Raw genomic sequence first — 21366 nt, 5'->3', positions numbered from 1 at the left:
TTTTTATAAACAATAAGTTTAGAATTAGGGGAAGAAGGTAATATGTTTGAAAACTAAAATTAGTATGATCAAAAATGTTAGTGAGGATGAAGAGAAAATCAGGGAAGCTGCTGAATGTATAAAAAATGGCGGTACTGTAGTTTTTCCTACGGAGACAGTTTATGGATTGGGTGCAGATGCACTTAATGAAGAAGCGGTAGAAAAAATATTTAAGGCCAAAGGAAGACCGCAAGATAATCCACTCATAATTCATGTTTCGTCGAAGAAGCTTGATCTATATGCAAAAGAAATACCAAAAGTAGCTGATGAACTTATAAATAGATTTTGGCCAGGACCACTCACAATAATTTTGAGTAAGAAAGATATAATACCTAATGTAACAAGTGCTAATTTAAACTCTATCGGAATAAGAATGCCTGATAATGAAATAGCTAGAAAACTCATTGAATTATCTCAGACAGCTATAGCAGCGCCTTCTGCTAATATAAGTGGGAGACCGAGTCCAACAGATTTTCAGAGGTGCATAGAGGATCTTGATGGGAAGGTTGATTATATTCTTGGAGGAGATCAGAGTGACATAGGTGTTGAATCTACTATAGTGGATTGCACAGTAGTACCACCTATAGTCTTACGACCAGGTGGTATTACATTAGAGATGCTTAGAGAAGTTGACCCAAGAATTGAAATAGATAAAGCTATAATGGAAAAACCAAGTGAAAACTTAAAGCCAAAGGCTCCTGGAATGAAATATAAGCATTATGCACCAAATGCTAAAGTTACAATAATTTCTGGGGAAAGAAAAAAAACTATTGAAAAAATCCGTGAAATGGTACACTATAATATAGAAAAAGGTAAAAAAATATGTATCCTCACTGTTGAAGAAAATGTTGATGAATATACAGAAGGAACTAGTATAGTATTAGGTAGTCTAAGTGATTTATCAACAGTTGCTAGAAGTTTATTTGAAGCATTGAGAAAGTGTGATGACCTAGGAGCGGATTTGGTTTTTGCAGAAGGATATGAAGAAAAAGGTGTAGGGGTAGCTATTATGAATAGATTAAATAAAGCTGCTGGATTTGATATTATAAATGTATAATAATTATACATGTTGAAAAATCACAAAATAAATTAGGAGATGATTTAATTATGAAAATTGCAATTGGATGCGATCATGGTGGATTTGAACTTAAAAATGAAATCATAAAGTTTTTGGAAAGTGAAAAGTATGAGGTTAAGGATTTTGGTACATATTCAACAGGTTCTTGCGATTATCCGGATATTGCATTACCAGTAGCAGAAGCGGTTGCTGCAAAGGAATATGAGTTTGGTATATTAATATGTGGTACAGGAATAGGAATTGGTATTGCGGCCAATAAGGTACCAGGGATTAGAGCAGCACTATGTTCAGATACATTTAGTGCCCATGCAACAAGAGAACACAATAATGCTAATATATTAACTATGGGGCAAAGAGTTGTTGGAGCAGGTCTTGCTTTAGATATAGTAAAAACATTTATATCGGCTAAATTTGAAGGAGATAGGCACCAAAAAAGAATAGATAAGATTTCAGATATTGAAAAAAAGTATACACATTAGAAAAAAGCAGCTATGCTGCAACCAAGATCATTTAAATTAGAAAAAAGCAGCTATGTTGCAACCAAGATCATTTAGATTAGAAAAAAGCAGCTATGCTGCAACAATATTAATTTATATTATTAGAAAGCTAAATGGGGTATATAAATATAAAGGGCTATAAATACTAAAAGCAAACTTGGAGGAATAATAATGAGCAAAGTTATAGAAATAAATCATCCACTAATATTACATAAGTTGGCAATCTTAAGAGATGAAAAAACAGGTTCAAAGGATTTTAGAAAATTAGTAGAAGAAATCTCAATGTTAATGGCGTATGAAGTCACACGAGATTTAAATACGGAAGAAGTAGAAGTGAAAACACCAGTAGCAGTTACTAAATGTAAAATGCTTTCAGGAAAGAAAATGGCTGTAGTTCCTATTTTAAGAGCTGGTCTTGGAATGGTTGATGGAGTACTTAATTTAATACCGGCAGCTAAGGTTGGACATATTGGATTATATAGAGATGAGAAAACACTTCAACCAGTTGAATATTTTTGTAAAATGCCACAAGATATTGCAGAAAGAGATATTATAGTAGTTGATCCAATGCTTGCTACAGGTGGATCTGCAATAGATGCTTTAACTATGTTAAAAAATAGAGGGGCAAAAAATTTAAAATTAATGTGCTTGGTTGGAGCACCAGAAGGTATAGAAGCTATTAAAAAAGCACATGATGATGTTGATATATACTTAGCATCAATTGATGAAAAATTAAATGAACATGGATATATTGTTCCAGGTCTTGGTGATGCTGGAGATAGATTATTTGGTACTAAGTAATTAGTAATTTATTAGAATTAAAAGCTATCTACATAAGTTTCTGAATGACCCAAGATAATTTTACTGGGGGGAATATAGAAAATGGAGAGACGAGATAAGAAAAATTATTACTTGGATATTGCTGAAACAGTTTTAGAGAGAGGAACTTGTCTAAGGAGAAACTATGGTTCTATAATTGTTAAAAATGATGAAATAATTTCTACTGGATACACAGGAGCACCTAGAGGTAGAAAAAATTGCATGGACTTGAATAGTTGCATAAGAGAAAAGTTGAAAGTTCCAAGAGGTACTCATTATGAGTTGTGCAGGAGTGTACATAGTGAAGCTAATGCAATAATAAGCGCTTCTAGAAGAGATATGATTGGAGCTACATTATATTTGGTAGGACGAGATGCAAAAACAAGAGAATATGTAAGGGATGCAAACTCTTGCTCCATGTGTAAGAGATTGATAATTAATGCCGGAATTTCTAATGTTATTATAAGGGATTCAAAGCAGGAGTATAGAGAAATAAGTGTAGATTCATGGATAGAAGACGATGACTCTCTAAGAATAGTAAAAGACGCAGGGTATTAATTTTTTAGAATTTGCATATTTGAATAAATCCAACAAGCATTGCGAGTTGGATTTATTTTTAAAGTATAAACTTTACCAGATAGATAGTATGCGTAATACGCTTTTTTCTTTAATGAGGAGATAACGACTGCACGGCGCTGGATAAGTTTCAACTAAGATTCAGATGGAGACTAAACTACGCCTGAATTAAGTTTAACTTGATTTTAAATATACATAAAGACAGTACTTAGAAATAGAATGAGAAAAATCTATAATTGCTTAAATATAGGAGGAAATAATTTGAGTACAAAGAAAATTATTACGATTTTTGGAACTAGACCTGAGGCTATAAAAATGGCACCTTTAGTAAAGGAATTAGAAAGAAGAGAAGAGATTGAATCGAAAGTTTGCGTGACAGCTCAACACAGAGAAATGTTAGATCAAGTTTTGGAATTATTTGATATAAAACCTGATTTTGATTTAAATATAATGAAGACAAAACAGACTTTAACAGGAATTACGAGTAGAGTTTTAGAAGGGTTAGAGGAAGTTTTTAAAGAAGAAAAGCCAGATATGATATTAGTTCATGGAGATACTACAACTACATTTGCAGGTTCTTTAGCTGCATTCTATCAGCAAATTAAAGTTGGGCATGTTGAAGCAGGTCTAAGGACTTTTAATAAGTATTTTCCTTTTCCAGAGGAAATGAATAGAAAACTTACAGGAAGTCTAGCTGATCTACATTTTGCACCAACTAAAGGTTCGAAGGAAAACTTACTAAGGGAAGGAATAAATGCGAATGATATATATGTTACAGGAAATACTGTAATCGATGCTATGAAACATACAGTTGAAGATGATTACATCTTTGAAAACGAAGAGTTAAATAATATTGATTTTAGTAAGAAAGTAATAATGATCACTGCTCATAGAAGAGAAAACTGGGGAGAAGGAATCCAAAATATATGTATAGCATTAAACAAAATAGTTGAACAGAATGAAGACGTAGAATTAGTGTACTTAGTTCATTTGAATCCTGTAGTTAAAGATGTAGTTTATGAGAGACTTGGAGGAAAAGAAAGAATTCACTTGCTGTCACCATTAGATACTAAGGAAACGCATAATTTGATGAATAAATCGTTTATGGTTATGACAGATTCAGGGGGATTGCAAGAGGAAGCGCCACATTTAGCAAAGCCTGTACTTGTGTTGAGAGACGTTACTGAAAGACCAGAAGCTGTAGAGGCAGGCACCGTTAAGTTGGTTGGAACTAATATAGATCAAATAGTATCAGAGGCAAACGAGTTACTTAGAAACCCTGATGCTTATTGTAAAATGAGTAAATCTATAAATCCTTATGGAGATGGAATTGCATCTAGAAGAATAGCAGATGCTATATTAAAATATTTTGGTTTGACAACAAGAGAAGTAGAAGAATTTAAAAGATAAAGTTTGTTTAAATTTTAACAATTTATGCTTGATAAAAGAAATAATAAAAGGTATAATTTAGTTATGTTAATAATTTAACGAAAGTTAATAAAATAATCTATAAAATTTTAGGAGGTCAAACATGAGAGAGGTAGTTATTGTAAGTGCAGTAAGAACAGCATTAGGTAGTTTTGGTGGAGCATTAAAAGATGTCTCAGCAGTAGATTTAGGAGCTTTAGTAATTAAAGAAGCCGTAAATAGAGCTGGAGTAAAACCTGAATTAATTGAAGAAGTTATTATGGGTAATGTAATTCAAGCTGGTCTTGGTCAAAATACCGCAAGACAATCAACAATAAAAGCTGGATTACCACAAGAAGTTTCAGCTATGACTATTAATAAGGTTTGTGGATCAGGTCTTAGAGCAGTTAGTTTAGCAGCACAAATGATTAAAGCAGGAGATGCTGATGTTGTTGTTGCTGGAGGTATGGAAAATATGTCAGCTGCCCCATATGCATTGGACAAAGCAAGATGGGGACAAAGAATGGGCGATGGTAAATTAGTTGATACAATGATAAAAGACGCATTATGGGATGCTTTTAACAACTACCATATGGGAGTTACAGCTGAAAATATTGCTAAACAATGGGGATTAACTAGAGAAGAGCAAGATGCTTTCTCAGCTGCATCTCAACAAAAAGCTGAAGCAGCAATTAAATCTGGAAGATTTAAAGATGAAATAGTTCCAGTTGTTATTCCACAAAGAAAGGGAGAACCAAAAGTATTTGATACAGATGAATTCCCAAGATTCGGAACAACAGCAGAAGCTTTAGCTAAATTAAAGCCAGCATTTATTAAAGATGGTACTGTTACAGCAGGTAATGCATCAGGTATTAATGATGGAGCAGCAGCTTTTGTTGTTATGAGTGCAGAAAAAGCAGAAGAATTAGGACTTAAGCCAATGGCTAAAATACTTTCTTATGGTTCAAAAGGATTAGATCCAGCTATCATGGGATATGGACCATTCCATGCAACTAAGAAAGCTTTAGAAAAAGCTAACTTAACAGTAGAAGATTTAGATTTAATCGAAGCTAATGAAGCTTTTGCTGCTCAAAGCTTAGCAGTTGCTAAAGATTTAAAATTCGATATGTCAAAAGTTAATGTAAATGGTGGAGCAATTGCTTTAGGTCATCCAGTTGGAGCATCAGGTGCAAGAATATTAGTAACTCTTCTTCATGAAATGGAAAAGAGAGATGCTAAAAAAGGATTAGCTACACTTTGTATAGGTGGCGGAATGGGAACAGCTCTTATCGTTGAAAGAATTTAATATAAATTAAGATTTAAAAAGGTTACTATGATAATTCTCATGGTAACCTTTTTTTATTAAATAAGAGTATAAAATAAAGTTAAAAGAAGAAAATAGAAATGCATGTATTAAATTAGATAGAGCCAGTGGAAAATGAAATTATTATGTATATTCATTATCTGATACAAGGGGTAAAAATATTATCAAAATAATTACTATATATAAACCGGTGGAAAAAATGAAAGAATTTTTAATCATATATTTCATTAAGGTGTTTTACATACTTCATAACATAGTTAATGCGAGGATTTGCTAAAAAATAATACATATAAATTTGGTAATTGTAGATTGAAAAAAAATAAATATTGAATAAGGATTAATTTCTATATTCAATAATATGAAATACATAATAGTAAGTATAGCTTTATAAAACTTAAAAATAGTATAAATTTCACCAAATTTTTGAAAATTGATGACAAAATTTGTAATGAAAATGTTAACAAAAATAATATTTTGTAGATAAATGTTACAGAATATTCAGAAAAGTGAATTGAACAAGTTTTAAAAAATCATTAAATGAGAAAAATAAAGAAATAACCAATATTAGCTGAGCATTTAAGAGTATATGCAGTATAAATTCATTATAAAGTAAAAATAAGCTGATTTTACTTTCAAATAGTGTTTTATTAAAGATAAATATAAAGATATAATTACTGATATTGAGGTTAAGGGGGTTATGTATGAATAAAGAAGTGAATAAACTGCTTCTACAAACGGTAAAATATGATTTGGGGAGCGGATTATTGATATCTTTAGTAATAGTCTTAATTTCCACCTTTATAAATGCAGGAATCTATATGATAGGCATGTGTGTTTCTTTAATAAATTTTCTAGCTAGTGGTTATATTGTTGGAAAGTTTTTGGATAAAGATAGAGCGTGGATTATAATTCCTACGTATTTTATTAGGATGGCATTTATAATTGCTACAGTATTTCCGTTTCTAGGAAATATGAAATACGTAATATATTATATGATAGGCTTTGTTTCACATTATGTACTGCTTATAGTTTTTCGTATTAAAGAAAATAGGAAAGGAAGTGTTTAGAGTGGAGCCCGTGATACCTATATTTTCACCTGAAATTTTTGGCGTTACAGTAGATATTACTGCAGGGATAATAATTGAATGGATTGTTATCGCAATTTTAGGGATAGGTGCTTTTCTATTAACAAAAAACTTGAAGTTAAAACCTGGCAAGACCCAAGCGGCTTCGGAAAAAGTCTATCAAACAATAAGGGACTTTATGGTTGGTACTATGGGTGAAGAATATGAATCATTTCTGCCTTATATAGGAACATTAATGATCTATTTGCTAATACTAAATCTATTTGGATTATTAGGATTTAAGCCACCTACAAGTGATTTGAGTATAACAGCATCCTTCGCAATAACCACATTTTTAGTAGTGAATTTAAATGCTATTAGAAAGAATGGAATACTTGGGTTTGGAAAGGGATTGTTACATCCATTTATCCCTATGCTGCCATTAAACATAATAGAAAGAATTATTTTGCCAATGTCTTTGGCGCTAAGACTTTTTGGTAACATGGTTGCGGCAGTAATATTATTAGAATTGGTGTATCGTGGATTGAGTTCAATATCAATTTTTGCACAGTTTGGTATACCGGTAATATTACACGCATATTTCGATTTATTTGATGGATTAATTCAAATGATAGTATTTACAATGCTAACTATGATTAATATTAAACAAATAGCAGAAGAATAAGTTTAAAAATTATTAAAAAATTAAAATTAATTAATATCTTAGGAGGAATCATAATGAGTTTAGGAGTTCTAGCAGCTGGTATAGCTGTATTATCTGGTATTGGAGCAGGAGTAGGTATTGGAATTGCAGCTGGTAAGGCAGTTGAAGCAGTAGGAAGACAACCAGAAGCATCAGGAAGAGTAATGACATTTTTCATATTAGGTGCAGCACTTTGTGAAACTACAGCAATATATGGATTAGTAATGGCATTTATGTTAATGAACAGATAATAAATTTGTATGAGTTAATTGCATTGACTCCGAAGGGAGGATATAAGTAAAGATGGAAGTAAATGTATCAACGGTTATATTCAATTGGATTAATTTTGGTCTGATAATCTTGATTTTAAAACATTTCTTTTGGGATAAAATCAAAGGAATAATTGAAGAAAGACAAAATCTCGTTAATCAAACGATAAGTAAAGCAGATGAAGATGCTGAAAAAGCTAGAATGTATTTGGTAAAAAATGAACAAATTTTACAATCAGCTAAAGAAGAAGGCAAGAAAATCACTGAAGCTCAAAGAGCAAAAGGTGATAAACTTTACGAGGAAATTGTTCAAAATGCAAAAGTTGAAGCAAATTCAATAAAAGAAAGAGCTAACTTAGAAATTGAAAGAGAAAAAGAAAAAGCAGAATATGAGATTAAAAAGCAAGCAGTAGATTTAGCGGTAGAGCTTTCAGTTAAAGCATTAGAGCAGCAAGTAGATGAAGCAACACATAGAAAACTTATTGGCGATTTTATTGCTAAGGTAGGTATGTAAGTATGCAGGAGTATTTAGAGAAAAGATATGCGTTAGCTCTGTATGAAATTGCTGAAAAGAATAATAAAGTGGATGAATATTTACGTGACTTAACAGATATATGTGATATATTTGATGAAAATAAAGAGTTTTATGAAGTAATTAATCATCCTAAAATAAACACAGCAAAAAAGAAACAGTTATTTACTGATTTGTTTAAAGGAAAAATTGATGAAGAGTTACTTGCTTTCATGATGATATTGATTGAAAAGGATAGAATTCTTCAGTTAAGAGAAATACTAGATCAAATGGAAAAGATCGATCTAGAAAGAAGAAATACTATAAGAGGTATGGTTAAAACAGTTGTACCACTTTTAGATGAAGAATTAGAAAAATTAAAATCTATATTTGAGAAAAAGTACGAAAAAAATATTATATTTGATACTAAAATAGACAAAAGTCTTCTAGGCGGAGTTTATGTTAAAGTTGGAAATGATATTATTGATGGAACTATAAAATCAAAGATAGAAGAAATGAAAGAATTAATGCTTAAGAAAGAATAGAGGTGAATCCATGAATATTAAACCAGAAGAAATAACTTCTATTATAAAGAAGGAAATAGAGAAATACGAAAAAGATATTAAAACAGTAGATTCTGGTACTATAATCCAAATTGGAGATGGTGTTTCAAGAGTTTATGGATTAGATAATTGTATGCAAGGGGAATTATTAGAATTTCCTAACAATGTATATGGGATGGTTTTAAATCTTGAACAGGATAATGTTGGTTGTGTTCTTTTAGGAGAAGAAAAAGGAATAAAAGAAGGCGATACAGTTAAAGGAACAGGAAGAGTTGTTGAAGTTCCTGTAGGCGAAGCAATGGTTGGAAGAGTTGTTAATGCATTAGGAGAACCAATCGATGGTAAGGGTCCTATAAGCACAAGCCAAACTAGACCAATCGAAATTCCAGCAGCAGGTATAATTGATAGAAGTTCTGTTAATGAGCCATTACAAACTGGAATTAAAGCTATAGATTCAATGATTCCAATAGGTAGAGGACAAAGAGAACTTATCATTGGAGACAGACAAACAGGTAAAACAGCTATAGCTATAGATACAATATTAAACCAAAAGGGTAAAGATGTTATATGTATATATGTTGCTATCGGTCAAAAGCAATCTACAGTTGCTCATATATTTAATACATTAACTGAAATGGGGGCTATGGATTATAGTATAGTTGTAAGTGCTACAGCTTCAGAATCAGCTCCACTTCAATATATGGCTCCATATTCTGGATGTACTATAGGAGAATATTTTATGCATCAAGGTAAAGATGTATTAATAATATATGATGATCTTTCAAAACATGCAACTGCATATAGAGCAATGTCATTATTACTTAAGAGACCACCAGGAAGAGAAGCTTACCCAGGAGATGTTTTCTATATACATTCAAGATTACTTGAAAGAGCTGCGAAGCTATCTAAAGAATTAGGTGGTGGATCAATTACAGCACTTCCAATTATAGAAACTCAAGCCGGAGATGTTACTGCGTACATACCAACTAATGTTATATCAATCACTGATGGTCAAATATTCTTAGAATCTGATTTATTTAATGCAGGACAAAGACCAGCAGTAAATGCAGGTATATCAGTATCAAGAGTTGGTGGTAGTGCACAAATTAAAGCTATGAAACAGGTAAGTGGTACTTTAAGATTGGAACTAGCACAATATAGAGAGCTAGAAGCCTTTTCACAATTTGGATCTGACTTAGATGCCGATTCTAGTAGAAGACTTGAAAAAGGTAAGAGATTAGTTGAAGTATTAAAACAAGATCAATATAGTCCACTTGAAGTTGGAAAGCAAATCATAATATTATATGCAGCTGTTAATGATTTCTTATCGGACATTAAAGTTAGCGATATAAAGAGATTCGAAAAAGAATTCTTAGAGTATGTTGATACTCATCATAGAGAAATTGAAAAATCAATTATTACAGGAAAAACTTTAACTGATGAAATAAAATCTATGTTAGAGGAAGCAATAGTTGAGTTTAAAAAGATATTTTTACAAGAAGCATAGCTTAAATTCTTAAGCTATGCCCTTCTTAGGAGGTGGAGATAATGGGCGCAGCTGGACTTCTTGAAATTAAAAAGAGAATTAAATCAGTTGAAAATACAAGAAAAATCACTAATGCAATGGGACTTGTTGCCACTTCTAAGTTAAGAAAAACTAAAAATGAGTTAGCAGTAAACAATAAGTTTATTGATATAACTGAACCTGTCGTAAGAAATCTTGCAACTACAGCTGGTGAAGAAGGAAGCAATGTTTATTTTGAAGGGAATGATAGTCAAAATAAACTATATGTAGTAATAACATCAGATTCAGGATTGTGCGGTGGGTTTAACAGTAGTGTAGTATCTCAATTAGTAAGTCAAATTAAAGATAAAAAGGATACTGCAAAGATTGTTTTAGTTGGAAGCAAAGGTCTTGGTTATTTAAAGAGAATTAAGATAGAACCAGTAGGAGAATATGTTGGTATTGAAGATGTGCCAACAGTAAGCGAAGCAAAAGAAATATTTGATAAAGCTCTTGAAATGTATTTAAATGGTGATGTATCAGAGGTTAATATTGTATACTCTGACTTTATATCATCAGTTAAACAAGAAACAAAGTCAGTTAAGATTTTGCCTATAAGTAAATCTGAAGGCACAACAGGATCATTTCTTATTGAGCCGGATTTAGATATAGTATTAGAAGATGCTCTTAATATTTATCTAAAAGGAAAAATCAGAAGCATTTTATTAAGTTCGAAATGTAGTGAACAAAGTACAAGAATGACAGCTATGGACGGAGCAACAAAGAATGCAGATGATCTATTAGACAAATTAAAGCTTAAATTTAATAGAATTAGGCAAGGTGCGATTACGCAAGAAATATCTGAAATTGTTGGAGGAGCAGCAGCTCAAAATTAGTAAGGAGGTATCTTATGCCTGGAAAGATGGGAAAAGTAGTTCAAGTAATTGGACCGGTAATAGATATAAAGTTTGATTCAGATTCTCTCCCAGATTTATATAATGCCATTGTTATTAAGGCGGGAGATTATGAATTAGTAGCAGAAGTTGAACAACACGTTGGAGATGATATAGTTAGAACAATAGCTATGTCAGCTACAGAAGGATTAAAGAGGGGAATGGATGCTGTTGACACAGGAGCACCTATTTCTGTTCCAGTAGGAGAAGAAGTATTAGGAAGATTATTTAATGTTTTAGGAAAGCCTATTGATAAGTGCGGGGATATTGAAGTAAAACAAGAATATCCGATTCATAGACCAGCACCAAGCTTTAAAGATCAATCAGTTGAGCCTGAAATGTTTGAAACAGGAATCAAGGTAGTAGACTTACTTGCACCATATCAAAGAGGTGGTAAGATAGGTCTATTTGGAGGAGCTGGAGTTGGTAAAACAGTTTTAATCCAAGAATTAATAAACAACATAGCTAAACAACATGGTGGTTTATCAGTATTTACTGGAGTTGGTGAAAGATCAAGAGAAGGTAATGACTTATATCATGAAATGAGAGAGTCAGGAGTTATTGATAAGACAGCATTAGTATTTGGACAAATGAATGAGCCACCGGGTGCCAGAATGAGAGTTGCATTAACAGGTCTTACTATGGCAGAGTATTTTAGAGATAAAGGTCAAGATGTGTTACTATTCATAGATAACATATTCAGATATACTCAAGCAGGTTCAGAGGTTTCAGCATTACTTGGAAGAACACCTTCAGCGGTTGGATATCAGCCAACACTTGCAACTGAAATGGGTGCACTTCAGGAAAGAATTACATCAACAGTTAATGGTTCTATTACGTCAGTTCAAGCTGTATATGTTCCAGCCGATGACTTAACAGACCCAGCTCCAGCAACAACATTTGCACATTTAGATGCAACAACAGTTCTATCTAGAGGTATTGCGGAACTTGGTATATATCCAGCTGTTGATCCATTAGAATCAACTTCAAGAATCCTTGATCCAAGAATTGTTGGAGAAGAGCACTATAAAGTAGCAGCTGATGTTAAACACGTTCTTGAAAAATATAAGCAATTACAAGATATCATCGCTATCTTAGGTGTTGACGAATTAGGAGATGAAGATAAGGCTGTCGTGGCTAGAGCAAGAAGAATTCAAAGATTCTTATCTCAACCATTTACAGTTGGTGAACAATTTACAGGATTAAAAGGTAAGTATGTTCCAGTAAAAGAAACAGTAAGAGGATTTAAAGAAATTCTTGAAGGTAAATACGATGAATTGCCAGAATCAGCTTTCTTATTTGCAGGAACTATAGATGATGTTATAGAAAAAGCAAAAAAATTAGGATAAAGGGGATGAGCAATTATGGCTAATACCTTTTTACTAAAAATTATAACACCTGGTCGTGAAGTGTATAATGATCAAGTAGAAAAAGTAACTTTAAAAAGTGCAGATGGAGAATTTCAAGTACTTGCAAATCATCAAAGTCTAATATCTACTACTATACCTTGCATCGCGAAATTCAAAGATGCTGAGGGAAATGATGAAGAGTTATTTATTTCTAAGTCACTTGTTCAGATTAATAATAACGAAATGGTTATAAGTAGTGATGCTGCTGAGTTTGAAGAAGATATTGATGAAGAAAGAGCAGAGCGAGCTTTTAGAAGAGCAGAAGATAGATTAAAAAACTCCGAAAACTACAATAGAGGAAGAGCAGAGGCAGCATTCTTTAGGGCAAAGCAAAGATTAGCTCTAAAAAAATCTAATAGATAATGTTACTATAAATTAAAGTGTACCATCTTTTATATAGGAAATATCCGTATAAAGATGCTACACTTTATTTTTTATTATTTTTTATTCTAGATATTGACAATCTATCACAAAATTTTAAGAAATTTATATTATATATTATATAGCTGGATAGAAAAGAGAATAAAAGTTAAAGGAGATGGCCATAATTAAGAAGATAAATTAAGGGGGTCTTAATATGAATATAAAAATGAGTATAGTAATTTTTATATTATTATCTTTTTTTAATATAGGTGCTATTTCCAGCGATATAGTCAGCGCTCAAAATTCATTCAATACTTTAGAAATGAAAGTGAAAGATATAAGTGAGTTTCAAGAAAATGGTGTAAAACTTCAGTATAGGACGAAAAATAATATTGCAAATGAAGCTTATAGAATAAAGGAAAATTTACCTAGAAATATGGCTCTTTCTTATAAAGATGGTGGAAATGATGAGTTTGAAGCGTTTAATAGTGATTTTAATATTGATATAAAAATATGGCGTGAAGATGAATATAGTTATGTTGAAATTATATTAACGAACAAGAATCCTAAATATGGGACAAAGTATTTGAAAAACATACTTAAGAATATTGAAAATTCAAAATTAGAAAATATGCAATATTTTCTTTACTATGAAGGTAAAGAAAAAGGATTAGATAGTGATTATTTTACAAATGGATTAGTCAGTGAATATAGCATAAGGAAGGCACAACTTATGAAAATCAGTAATGGATACTCAGGAACAGGTTATTTGAACGATGGAGAAAAAATTAATTTTGCATTAGTTGATTATGATACTGGTTCACATATAATAATTGGTACGCCAATAATATTTACAACATATTAAGACATATTGAAAAAGCTTTTCAATATAACCTTTATTTTGCTTTGGGTAGAGTATAGATTTGCTTATTAGCAAAGCCTTATTGGATTTATCTAAAGTAGAGTATATGTAATATTTTGGACAGTTATTTTTCATATGCTTAACAATTCATTATGGAGGATAATATGGAGAAAATAGTGGTTAAAGGTGTAAAAGAACTGAGAGGGGAAGTTAATATAAGTTGTGCAAAAAATTCAATTTTACCAATAATTGCAGCAACTATATTGTGCCCAGAGCCTATAATTATTGATAATGCACCTAGGTTAGAAGATGTTGAGGTTATTTGTAAGTTATTAAGCGAACTAAACTGTGACGTTAATATTTCAAACGTAAACGATAGATTAACAATAAATACGAAAAATATAGTAGAAATGGATGCTAATGAAGAGCTTATGAGGAAAATGAGAGCATCATTTTTAATTATGGGACCTATGCTTGCTAGATTTGGATATTGTAAATTATCATTACCAGGCGGATGTAACATAGGAAGTAGACCAATTGATTTGCATCTTAAAGGATTTAAATTACTTGGAGCAGAGGTTGTAATAGGTCATGGGTTTGTAGAGGTGAGAGCAAAGAAAATAGTGGGCAACAGAATTTACCTTGATTTTCCATCTGTTGGCGCTACTGAAAATATTATGATGGCATCTGTCTTTGCTGAAGGAACAACTATAATAGAGAATGCAGCAGAAGAACCAGAGATCTGGGATTTAGCGCAATTCTTAAATAAGATGGGGGCTAAAATAGAAGGAGCAGGATTTGGAAAGATAACTATAACTGGTGTTAAAAATCTAAAAGGAATTAGTTATACACCTATATATGATAGAATAGAAGCAGGGACATTTATGATAGCAGCAGCTATTACAAATAGTAAAATAAAGATAAATGGAGTGAATGAAGAGCATTTAAGACCTGTAATAGAAAAGTTAAGAGAATGTGGAATAGGTTTTAGCAATTACAAAGATCATTCCATTGTAGTAGATGGACGGGGAAGTAAGAGGCCATTGGATATCAAAACACTTCCTTATCCAGGATTTCCAACCGATATGCAAGCTCAAATGATGAGTTTATTATCTATTGTTGAAGGTGTTAGTGTTATTACAGAAACAGTTTTCGAAAATAGATTTATGCATGTTGCTGAATTGCAAAGGATGGGAGCCAACATCAAGATTGATGGAAGAACTGCTATAATTGAAGGCAAGCCAAGACTCACAGGCTGCGAAGTTAAAGCAACTGATTTAAGGGCTGGGGCAGCAATGATACTAAGTGGATTAGTAGCAGATGGTGAAACAGTGGTAAATGATGTTTATCATATTGATAGAGGATATGTAAGAATTGAAGAAAAATTTAGGAATTTAGGAGCAGAAATATATAGAATAAATATGTAGATCAAGATATGAATTGTGTGTATGCATAATTAGGGTTCATAGTTATAAACAAGGTATACAAATTTTTCATGTAAGTTTTATAAAGGAATTTACATGAAATTTAATTACCTATCCCTAATTATGCTTTTTTATTCTTTGGGAATTTATATTTCAGTAAAATCTGTGGACGAGGTACTCCTTGAGGGGATAAATTAAAAAAGGTTGATTAAATAGTTTGGGTATTTTAAAAAGAATAAAAAAGAAATCTTATTCGCCTGACTTTTCTCACATGCGTTCGAAAAGCTAGATGCGTGAAAAAAATCTACACATATGAAAAGAGTGCGAAGCACAATACGGAACTTAAATGAAAAGAGTGCGAAGCACAATACGGAACTTAACCACAGTCGCCTGGGATTTTTTTATCTCTAATAGCTTATATTTAAGTTAAATCTATGCGTAAGTTATAGGAGAGACCAATTAAGAAAGTTATGGTTTATCTAAATTTGGGTAGCTTAAAGTTAACATAATTAACATAATTATTAGGCTAAGACAATATACTTTAGAGTGCAGGCTTTAGGAGGTAGAGTATGAAGATAATTAATGCTAGGACTACAAGTATAAAGATTAGCAATAATGTGAAAATAATTGCAGCTATGACTTTGATCATTTTTACTATATTAATAGCATTACCAATAGCTTTCTTAGAAAATGGTAAAGGGAAAATTGATTCGTTTAACTTGAGTGACAAAGATATAATGAAGAGTTCAAAAATAACATTTCCGTCTAATGGTAAAGTTAAGCTATATCATAGGTCAGAAGATAGAGTTGAGGAAATAGATTTGGAAGAGTATGTAATGGGAGTAGTTGCGAGTGAAGTACCAGCTAATTTTGAGGAGGAAGCTTTGAAAGCTCAAGCTGTTGCAGCAAGAACATTTTATATGAGTAAAAGAAATAACCCTAATAAAGAGGAAAAAGAGAAAGGAGCTGAAATTTGTGATACAACCCACTGCCAAGTATATATGAGTAAGGATGAGAGAATCTCTAAATGGAGTAAAAGTGAAGCTGAAAGTAATTGGGAGAAGATACAAAAGGCAGTTCTAGATACAAAAGGGCAAGTTCTTACTTATGACGGTTCAGTGTTGGAATATCCTCAATTTTTTGCAACCAGCTCTGGAAAAACAGAAGATGCAAAAGATGTATTTTCTATGGATGTACCATATTTAAAATCAGAAGACAGTAAGGGTGAAGAAATTGCACCTAAATATAAGACGAGCACACAAATTCCTATAAACGATTTTATAAATAAAATTAATTCTAAATATAAAGGTGTTAATGCTAATAAAAGTAATTTATCATCACTAATTAAGATATTAAGTTTTACAGAAGCTGGAAGTGTAAAAGAAATAAAAATAGGCAATGAGATTGTTAAAGGAACTGAATTTAGGACATTGTTCAATTTGAATTCGACCAATTTCACATTAGACTTTCAACAAGATTCTGTAGAAGTTAACTGTAAGGGTTATGGCCACGGTGTGGGGATGAGCCAATGGGGGGCTAATGCGATGGCAAAGAGTGGATCGAAGTATGATGAAATTCTTAAACATTACTATAGCGGAGTCGAAATCCAAGAAATAAATTACAACTAAGGAGAGAGTATTTACGTTAACTTAGACATAGGGTTGGCATAACTTCATATAAATAATTGAATAAATTTAAAGAGGATACTTGTTTATTTTTTTATAGCAAGTATCCTTTTCTATTTTTGACTATAAATTAGCATGGGGTATATCCTCCAATTAATTGAATTTTTGTATATGTATGTTTAAAAAAAGTGGAGATGGACATAATTTAGAACATCACTACTTAAAACAGAAATTATAAAGTAGAACTTCTTAAATTAGGGGCTAAATCCCTGATGGATATATCTATTGTTTAATAATTAAATTATATGTACTTTTCAACACTAGATATACACTTATAAAAATAATTTTAAAATACCTTTAAATGTAAATAATACATGATAAAAAAGCAAATTTATGTATTATTTTTCATAAAAAGGGAACTATAACAATTGGAGGTGTTCATATTGGACAAAAATTTAAAAGAAAAACTTAAAAACTTATTTAGGAAGGAGGGATTTTATATCGCCTTATTCCTATGTCTCTGTATTGTAGTAACTGTTGGAACTATCTCTTATAAAATGCTCAACAGCAAAAACCAAGTTAATAAAACAGAAGACGTAAATAAAGATCTAACAATGAATTCTGGAAATGAAGGAAATTCTAATAATTCAGTTCAAAATGCTGAAAGAGTAGAGAATGCTCAAAATAATAGTAATAAAGACAATGCAGATAAAACAAAAACAGAAAAGGCTGCATCAGTATCCACAAATAATACGGTAACATTTGTAAATCCTATAGATGGAGTAGAAAGTAGAAAATATACTTATCCTGCGCCAGTTAAGATGGAAGAAGGAGTTTTCAGAACTATTAGAGGTATTAATCTACAATCAACAGTAGGATCAGAAGTAAAGGCAGCAGCAGATGGTGTTGTGGAAGTTGCAGAAAATACTGGTGTTGAAGAAGGGGTTGTAGTAGAAATTAAACATGCTAATGGCCTAAAGACAAGATACGGAAATCTTGATGCAAACTTATCAGTAAAAAAAGGAGATAAGGTTAAAGCAAATCAAGTTATTGCAAAAGTAGGAGATAGCGCAAAGGTATTTAGTAAAGATGTATTTGGTGAATTTTTAAATTTACAAGTAATTAATGCTAATGGAGAACAAGTTAATCCAGAAAAATATTTTAATTTAAAATCTAAATAAAATTTTATGAAAATATATATTAGTCATTTGTTTTTTTTATTAAAATAAATGACTAATAAATCAAAAAATAAATGATAATAAAATGATAAAATCAAGGAAGTGGTATTTTGAAAGACTATATTGAAGAAAGAGTTTTAGATGTTGCAAGATATATCATAGATTCAAAAGCTACAATAAGAAAAACAGCTAAGGTTTTTGGTGTTAGCAAGAGCACAATTCATAAAGATATGACAGAGAGATTGTTAAAAATTAACCCAGAAATTGCTCAAGAAACTCATTCTATTTTAGAATTAAATAAAGCTGAACGACATATTAGAGGTGGAAAAGCTACACAAATGAAGTATAAAATTATTGAATCTTAGTAGGATTAAGTCTATAATATATTATTAGTAGAATTATGTAAATATAGGTATTAATATGTATTATAGGAGTGAATAAAAAATGTGCTTTTGGAGAACGGGGATAGACCTCGCAATTGACTTAGGAACGGCAACTGTACTAGTTTACGTAAAAGGTAAAGGGGTAATATTAAAAGAACCTTCTGTTGTAGCCATAAATAAAAATAATAATAAATTGTTGGCTATAGGGGAAGAAGCAAGAAAAATGATAGGAAGAACCCCAGGAAATATTGTTGCAGTAAGGCCATTAAGAGATGGAGTGATTTCTGATTACGATATAACACAAAAAATGCTAAAGGAATTTATAAAAAAAGCGTGCGGGAAAAGAAGTATAAGTGCACCTAAAGTAATTGTTTGTGTACCATCTCAAGCTACAGAAGTAGAAAAGAGAGCTGTTATTGATGCAGCTATGAATTCAGGAGCAAAAACGGTCCATTTAATTGAGGAGCCGCTAGCAGCAGCCATTGGAGCAGGATTAGATATTACTAAGCCGAATGGATGTATGGTAGTGGATATTGGCGGAGGTACTTGTGATATCGCTGTTATCTCATTAGGTGGAGTGGTAGAAAGAGAGTCAATAAAAGTAGCGGGAGACAAGTTCGATGAAGCCATAATAAAATATGTACGTAATGAATATAAATTAATGATAGGTGAGAAAACAGCTGAAGATTTAAAAATAAATATTGGATCAGCATTTAAAAACTCTAGAAATCTAACTTGTATGATGAAAGGTAGAAACCTCATTACAGGATTACCAGATGAAATAGAAATTACAACAGAAGAAATACGAAATGCAATAAAGGAACCTGTGGAAATAATAGTTGATACTGTAAAAAAGGTATTAGAAAGAACACCGCCTGAATTAGCCTCGGATATAATAGAAAGAGGAATATTAATGACTGGTGGGGGAGCTTTAATACATGGGTTAGATAAACTTATAGAGTTTAAGACTGGCGTAGTAGCAACTATAGCTGAGAACTCAGTTGAATGTGTTGCGAACGGTACAGGCAAAGTGCTTAATTATATAGATAAATTAGATAGTCAAGTTAATTCTCAGCAAATAGTTCTTATAGAATAGCTTTATAAATAGCAGTCATTAGTAATTTTACTATTGACTGCTATTTATTTAGTTAAATATAAAATACCTAAATTTTAGGATATTTCCCGTGACTTAAACTATAGGCATCAATAAATATTTTGGATATAATTTTAGCCATATCCATAATGAATGAGAGTCTTATGCTTCGCGAAAAAAAGAATTCAGCATTATCACTAGAGTCCACAATGCCTATAACTGATGCAATTCCTACCTCGGGAAGTTCTTTTCCGACTCCTTTACCAGGATGTATTGCATAGTCCCTTATACGAATTTCACCAATATCATCTTCGTCACCTAAGCAGGCATCAACACCAATTATTGATGCATTAGGGTGATTACTATATATTTCATTTAAGCGTTCATCTATGTTCAAAGCATGAATTGGAGAAGATAAAGTTCCATAAACAGGTAAAGGGAAAAAGTTTTCTGTGAGTATAGATCCAACTAGAGGACCTAAGCAATCCCCAATACATTTGTCAGTACCAATACAAACTATTATGGTGTCTTTTGATATAAATTTTTTAACTTCTAAAGCTAAATTATAATAAAATTTAGGATCAAGTTTAATATCTGGCTTGCTCAAGGGACATATACCTCCTTTATAAAATATATATATGAGTAATTAACAAAAGATAGTATAAAAAAATATTTTTTGGAAATTAATAGTAAATAAGGAGGTGCATATGAAAAAAGTTTTAATGTATTTGGTTTTAGTTCCTACAATAATAATAAACATGTATTTTCTGTTATATTGGCAACCGCAAGATGAAAATTCTGCAAAAGAAGTTGTTGTACAAGAAACTGTTTCGTATTCGAAGCCATTATATAAAATAAATAAAGAAAAAGCACTAAGTCAATTATCTACAGATAATAAAAAGGAACTTGAAAAAATAATAAAAAAATTATCTGCATTTGATATAGGTAAAATAAAAGAATATTATGAAGATACGAATGATAATGAAAGCCTAATAGAAATATTTAAAATCTTAAAAAGGAGATTAACAACAGAAGATTATAAGAAAATTCAAGAAATATCATCTTCTTTTTTAGATATACAAGAGATTAATAAAAGGATAAAAAATAATTAGGATTAACATATTAAATGAGAGCATATTGTAGAAATAGAGAGTAATATGAATTTAAATTATCTATATGGGTGTATATTGGAGTTGAAATAAAATCGCTTTACCGATATACTAATCATTGTTGACCGGCAAATGAGGCAACAAGGTATAAAAAATAATATGGAGGAATTCCCGAGTGGCCAAAGGGGGCAGACTGTAAATCTGTTACGTTTCGTTTCGATGGTTCGAATCCATCTTCCTCCACCAATTTATAATGGGCGCATAGCTCAGCTGGGAGAGCACCTGCCTTACAAGCAGGGGGTCACAGGTTCGAGCCCTGTTGTGCCCACCATTATAAAATTACTAATCTAATATATATGCTGGCATGGCTCAACGGTAGAGCAGCTGACTTGTAATCAGCAGGTTGTAGGTTCGATTCCTATTGCCAGCTCCAATAAAATAATATGGAGGAATTCCCGAGTGGCCAAAGGGGGCAGACTGTAAATCTGTTACGTTTCGTTTCGATGGTTCGAATCCATCTTCCTCCACCAAAAAGAATAAACTTAAGTTTATTCTTTTTTATTTTTTATCTTATATAAAAATTGATTGATAATATTGACTAATTATACAGCAT

The 21366-nt window shown here is 31.6% G+C and carries 23 protein-coding genes and 4 tRNA genes; 26 read left to right on the top strand and 1 reads right to left on the bottom strand.

Annotated elements, in window-relative coordinates:
* Window positions 1–46 precede the first annotated feature (46 nt).
* From L1S46_RS08210 to L1S46_RS08110, 21 genes are all read left to right on the top strand, one after another.
* On the top strand, window positions 47–1096 hold the full coding sequence (locus L1S46_RS08210; RefSeq protein WP_238899726.1) for an L-threonylcarbamoyladenylate synthase: 1050 nt from the start codon (window positions 47–49) through the stop codon (window positions 1094–1096).
* A gap of 50 nt (window positions 1097–1146) precedes the next feature.
* Window positions 1147–1596 carry a ribose 5-phosphate isomerase B gene (gene rpiB / locus L1S46_RS08205; RefSeq protein WP_078115791.1) on the top strand — a complete coding sequence of 150 codons (450 nt, stop codon included), beginning with the start codon at window positions 1147–1149 and terminating at the stop codon, window positions 1594–1596.
* A 189-nt stretch (window positions 1597–1785) separates the two neighbouring features.
* Complete coding sequence (upp, locus tag L1S46_RS08200; RefSeq protein ID WP_011967757.1) at window positions 1786–2415, top strand: uracil phosphoribosyltransferase; 630 nt, start codon at window positions 1786–1788, stop codon at window positions 2413–2415.
* Between the two features lie 81 nt (window positions 2416–2496).
* Complete coding sequence (locus L1S46_RS08195) at window positions 2497–2991, top strand: deaminase (protein WP_011967758.1); 495 nt, start codon at window positions 2497–2499, stop codon at window positions 2989–2991.
* A 279-nt stretch (window positions 2992–3270) separates the two neighbouring features.
* Window positions 3271–4419 carry a UDP-N-acetylglucosamine 2-epimerase (non-hydrolyzing) gene (gene wecB / locus L1S46_RS08190; RefSeq protein ID WP_275297341.1) on the top strand — a complete coding sequence of 383 codons (1149 nt, stop codon included), beginning with the start codon at window positions 3271–3273 and terminating at the stop codon, window positions 4417–4419.
* A gap of 121 nt (window positions 4420–4540) precedes the next feature.
* Window positions 4541–5722 (top strand): acetyl-CoA C-acetyltransferase, encoded by a 1182-nt coding sequence (locus L1S46_RS08185; RefSeq protein ID WP_238899724.1) that lies wholly within the window; start codon window positions 4541–4543, stop codon window positions 5720–5722.
* 719 nt (window positions 5723–6441) lie between these two features.
* Window positions 6442–6807 (top strand): hypothetical protein, encoded by a 366-nt coding sequence (locus tag L1S46_RS08180; protein WP_238899723.1) that lies wholly within the window; start codon window positions 6442–6444, stop codon window positions 6805–6807.
* Window position 6808: 1 nt separating this feature from the next.
* Window positions 6809–7489 (top strand): F0F1 ATP synthase subunit A, encoded by a 681-nt coding sequence (locus L1S46_RS08175; RefSeq protein ID WP_026015709.1) that lies wholly within the window; start codon window positions 6809–6811, stop codon window positions 7487–7489.
* A 53-nt stretch (window positions 7490–7542) separates the two neighbouring features.
* A complete protein-coding gene (atpE, locus tag L1S46_RS08170; RefSeq protein ID WP_017209887.1) occupies window positions 7543–7758 on the top strand; it encodes an ATP synthase F0 subunit C in 216 nt (71 codons plus the stop codon).
* Between the two features lie 52 nt (window positions 7759–7810).
* Window positions 7811–8290, top strand: a complete 480-nt coding sequence (locus tag L1S46_RS08165) for a F0F1 ATP synthase subunit B (protein ID WP_017209886.1) — start codon at window positions 7811–7813, stop codon at window positions 8288–8290.
* A gap of 2 nt (window positions 8291–8292) precedes the next feature.
* A complete protein-coding gene (locus L1S46_RS08160; protein WP_238899722.1) occupies window positions 8293–8832 on the top strand; it encodes a F0F1 ATP synthase subunit delta in 540 nt (179 codons plus the stop codon).
* Window positions 8833–8842: 10 nt separating this feature from the next.
* Window positions 8843–10357, top strand: coding sequence for a F0F1 ATP synthase subunit alpha (atpA, locus tag L1S46_RS08155; protein WP_017209884.1), 1515 nt, complete (start codon window positions 8843–8845; stop codon window positions 10355–10357).
* A 41-nt stretch (window positions 10358–10398) separates the two neighbouring features.
* Window positions 10399–11250: an ATP synthase F1 subunit gamma gene (gene atpG / locus L1S46_RS08150; RefSeq protein ID WP_011967766.1), complete on the top strand. Its 852-nt coding sequence runs from the start codon at window positions 10399–10401 to the stop codon at window positions 11248–11250.
* Window positions 11251–11264: 14 nt separating this feature from the next.
* Window positions 11265–12656 carry a F0F1 ATP synthase subunit beta gene (atpD, locus tag L1S46_RS08145; RefSeq protein ID WP_011967767.1) on the top strand — a complete coding sequence of 464 codons (1392 nt, stop codon included), beginning with the start codon at window positions 11265–11267 and terminating at the stop codon, window positions 12654–12656.
* 15 nt (window positions 12657–12671) lie between these two features.
* Complete coding sequence (gene atpC, locus L1S46_RS08140; protein WP_238899721.1) at window positions 12672–13079, top strand: ATP synthase F1 subunit epsilon; 408 nt, start codon at window positions 12672–12674, stop codon at window positions 13077–13079.
* A 214-nt stretch (window positions 13080–13293) separates the two neighbouring features.
* Window positions 13294–13944 carry a hypothetical protein gene (locus L1S46_RS08135; RefSeq protein ID WP_238899720.1) on the top strand — a complete coding sequence of 217 codons (651 nt, stop codon included), beginning with the start codon at window positions 13294–13296 and terminating at the stop codon, window positions 13942–13944.
* 161 nt (window positions 13945–14105) lie between these two features.
* Window positions 14106–15368, top strand: a complete 1263-nt coding sequence (gene murA, locus L1S46_RS08130) for a UDP-N-acetylglucosamine 1-carboxyvinyltransferase (RefSeq protein WP_077304067.1) — start codon at window positions 14106–14108, stop codon at window positions 15366–15368.
* A 566-nt stretch (window positions 15369–15934) separates the two neighbouring features.
* Window positions 15935–16993: a stage II sporulation protein D gene (gene spoIID, locus L1S46_RS08125; protein WP_011967771.1), complete on the top strand. Its 1059-nt coding sequence runs from the start codon at window positions 15935–15937 to the stop codon at window positions 16991–16993.
* A 440-nt stretch (window positions 16994–17433) separates the two neighbouring features.
* Window positions 17434–18171, top strand: coding sequence for a M23 family metallopeptidase (locus L1S46_RS08120; protein WP_038457107.1), 738 nt, complete (start codon window positions 17434–17436; stop codon window positions 18169–18171).
* A 107-nt stretch (window positions 18172–18278) separates the two neighbouring features.
* The gene (gene spoIIID / locus L1S46_RS08115) at window positions 18279–18533 is read left to right on the top strand and encodes a sporulation transcriptional regulator SpoIIID (RefSeq protein ID WP_011967773.1); all 255 of its coding nucleotides are present in this window, start codon (window positions 18279–18281) and stop codon (window positions 18531–18533) included.
* A gap of 79 nt (window positions 18534–18612) precedes the next feature.
* Complete coding sequence (locus tag L1S46_RS08110) at window positions 18613–19647, top strand: rod shape-determining protein (protein ID WP_011967774.1); 1035 nt, start codon at window positions 18613–18615, stop codon at window positions 19645–19647.
* 67 nt (window positions 19648–19714) lie between these two features.
* Here L1S46_RS08110 and yyaC read toward each other — a convergent pair whose 3' ends face one another.
* Complete coding sequence (yyaC, locus tag L1S46_RS08105) at window positions 19715–20251, bottom strand: spore protease YyaC (RefSeq protein WP_011967775.1); 537 nt, start codon at window positions 20249–20251, stop codon at window positions 19715–19717.
* 100 nt (window positions 20252–20351) lie between these two features.
* Here yyaC and L1S46_RS08100 point away from each other — a divergent pair, with 100 nt between their 5' ends.
* The 5 genes from L1S46_RS08100 to L1S46_RS08080 all read left to right on the top strand — a co-directional run bounded on the left by L1S46_RS08100 (window position 20352) and on the right by L1S46_RS08080 (window position 21283).
* On the top strand, window positions 20352–20756 hold the full coding sequence (locus L1S46_RS08100) for a hypothetical protein (protein ID WP_011967776.1): 405 nt from the start codon (window positions 20352–20354) through the stop codon (window positions 20754–20756).
* Between the two features lie 158 nt (window positions 20757–20914).
* A tRNA-Tyr gene (locus L1S46_RS08095) sits at window positions 20915–20999 on the top strand.
* Between the two features lie 9 nt (window positions 21000–21008).
* A tRNA-Val gene (locus tag L1S46_RS08090) sits at window positions 21009–21084 on the top strand.
* Window positions 21085–21111: 27 nt separating this feature from the next.
* A tRNA-Thr gene (locus L1S46_RS08085) sits at window positions 21112–21186 on the top strand.
* A gap of 12 nt (window positions 21187–21198) precedes the next feature.
* Window positions 21199–21283: transfer RNA gene (locus tag L1S46_RS08080), tRNA-Tyr, on the top strand.
* Window positions 21284–21366 lie beyond the last annotated feature (83 nt).

This window comes from Clostridium sp. YIM B02500, assembly GCF_022324665.1.
Classification (GTDB): Bacteria; Bacillota; Clostridia; order Clostridiales; family Clostridiaceae; genus Clostridium; species Clostridium beijerinckii.
This window is presented reverse-complemented; position numbering and strand designations above follow the sequence as displayed.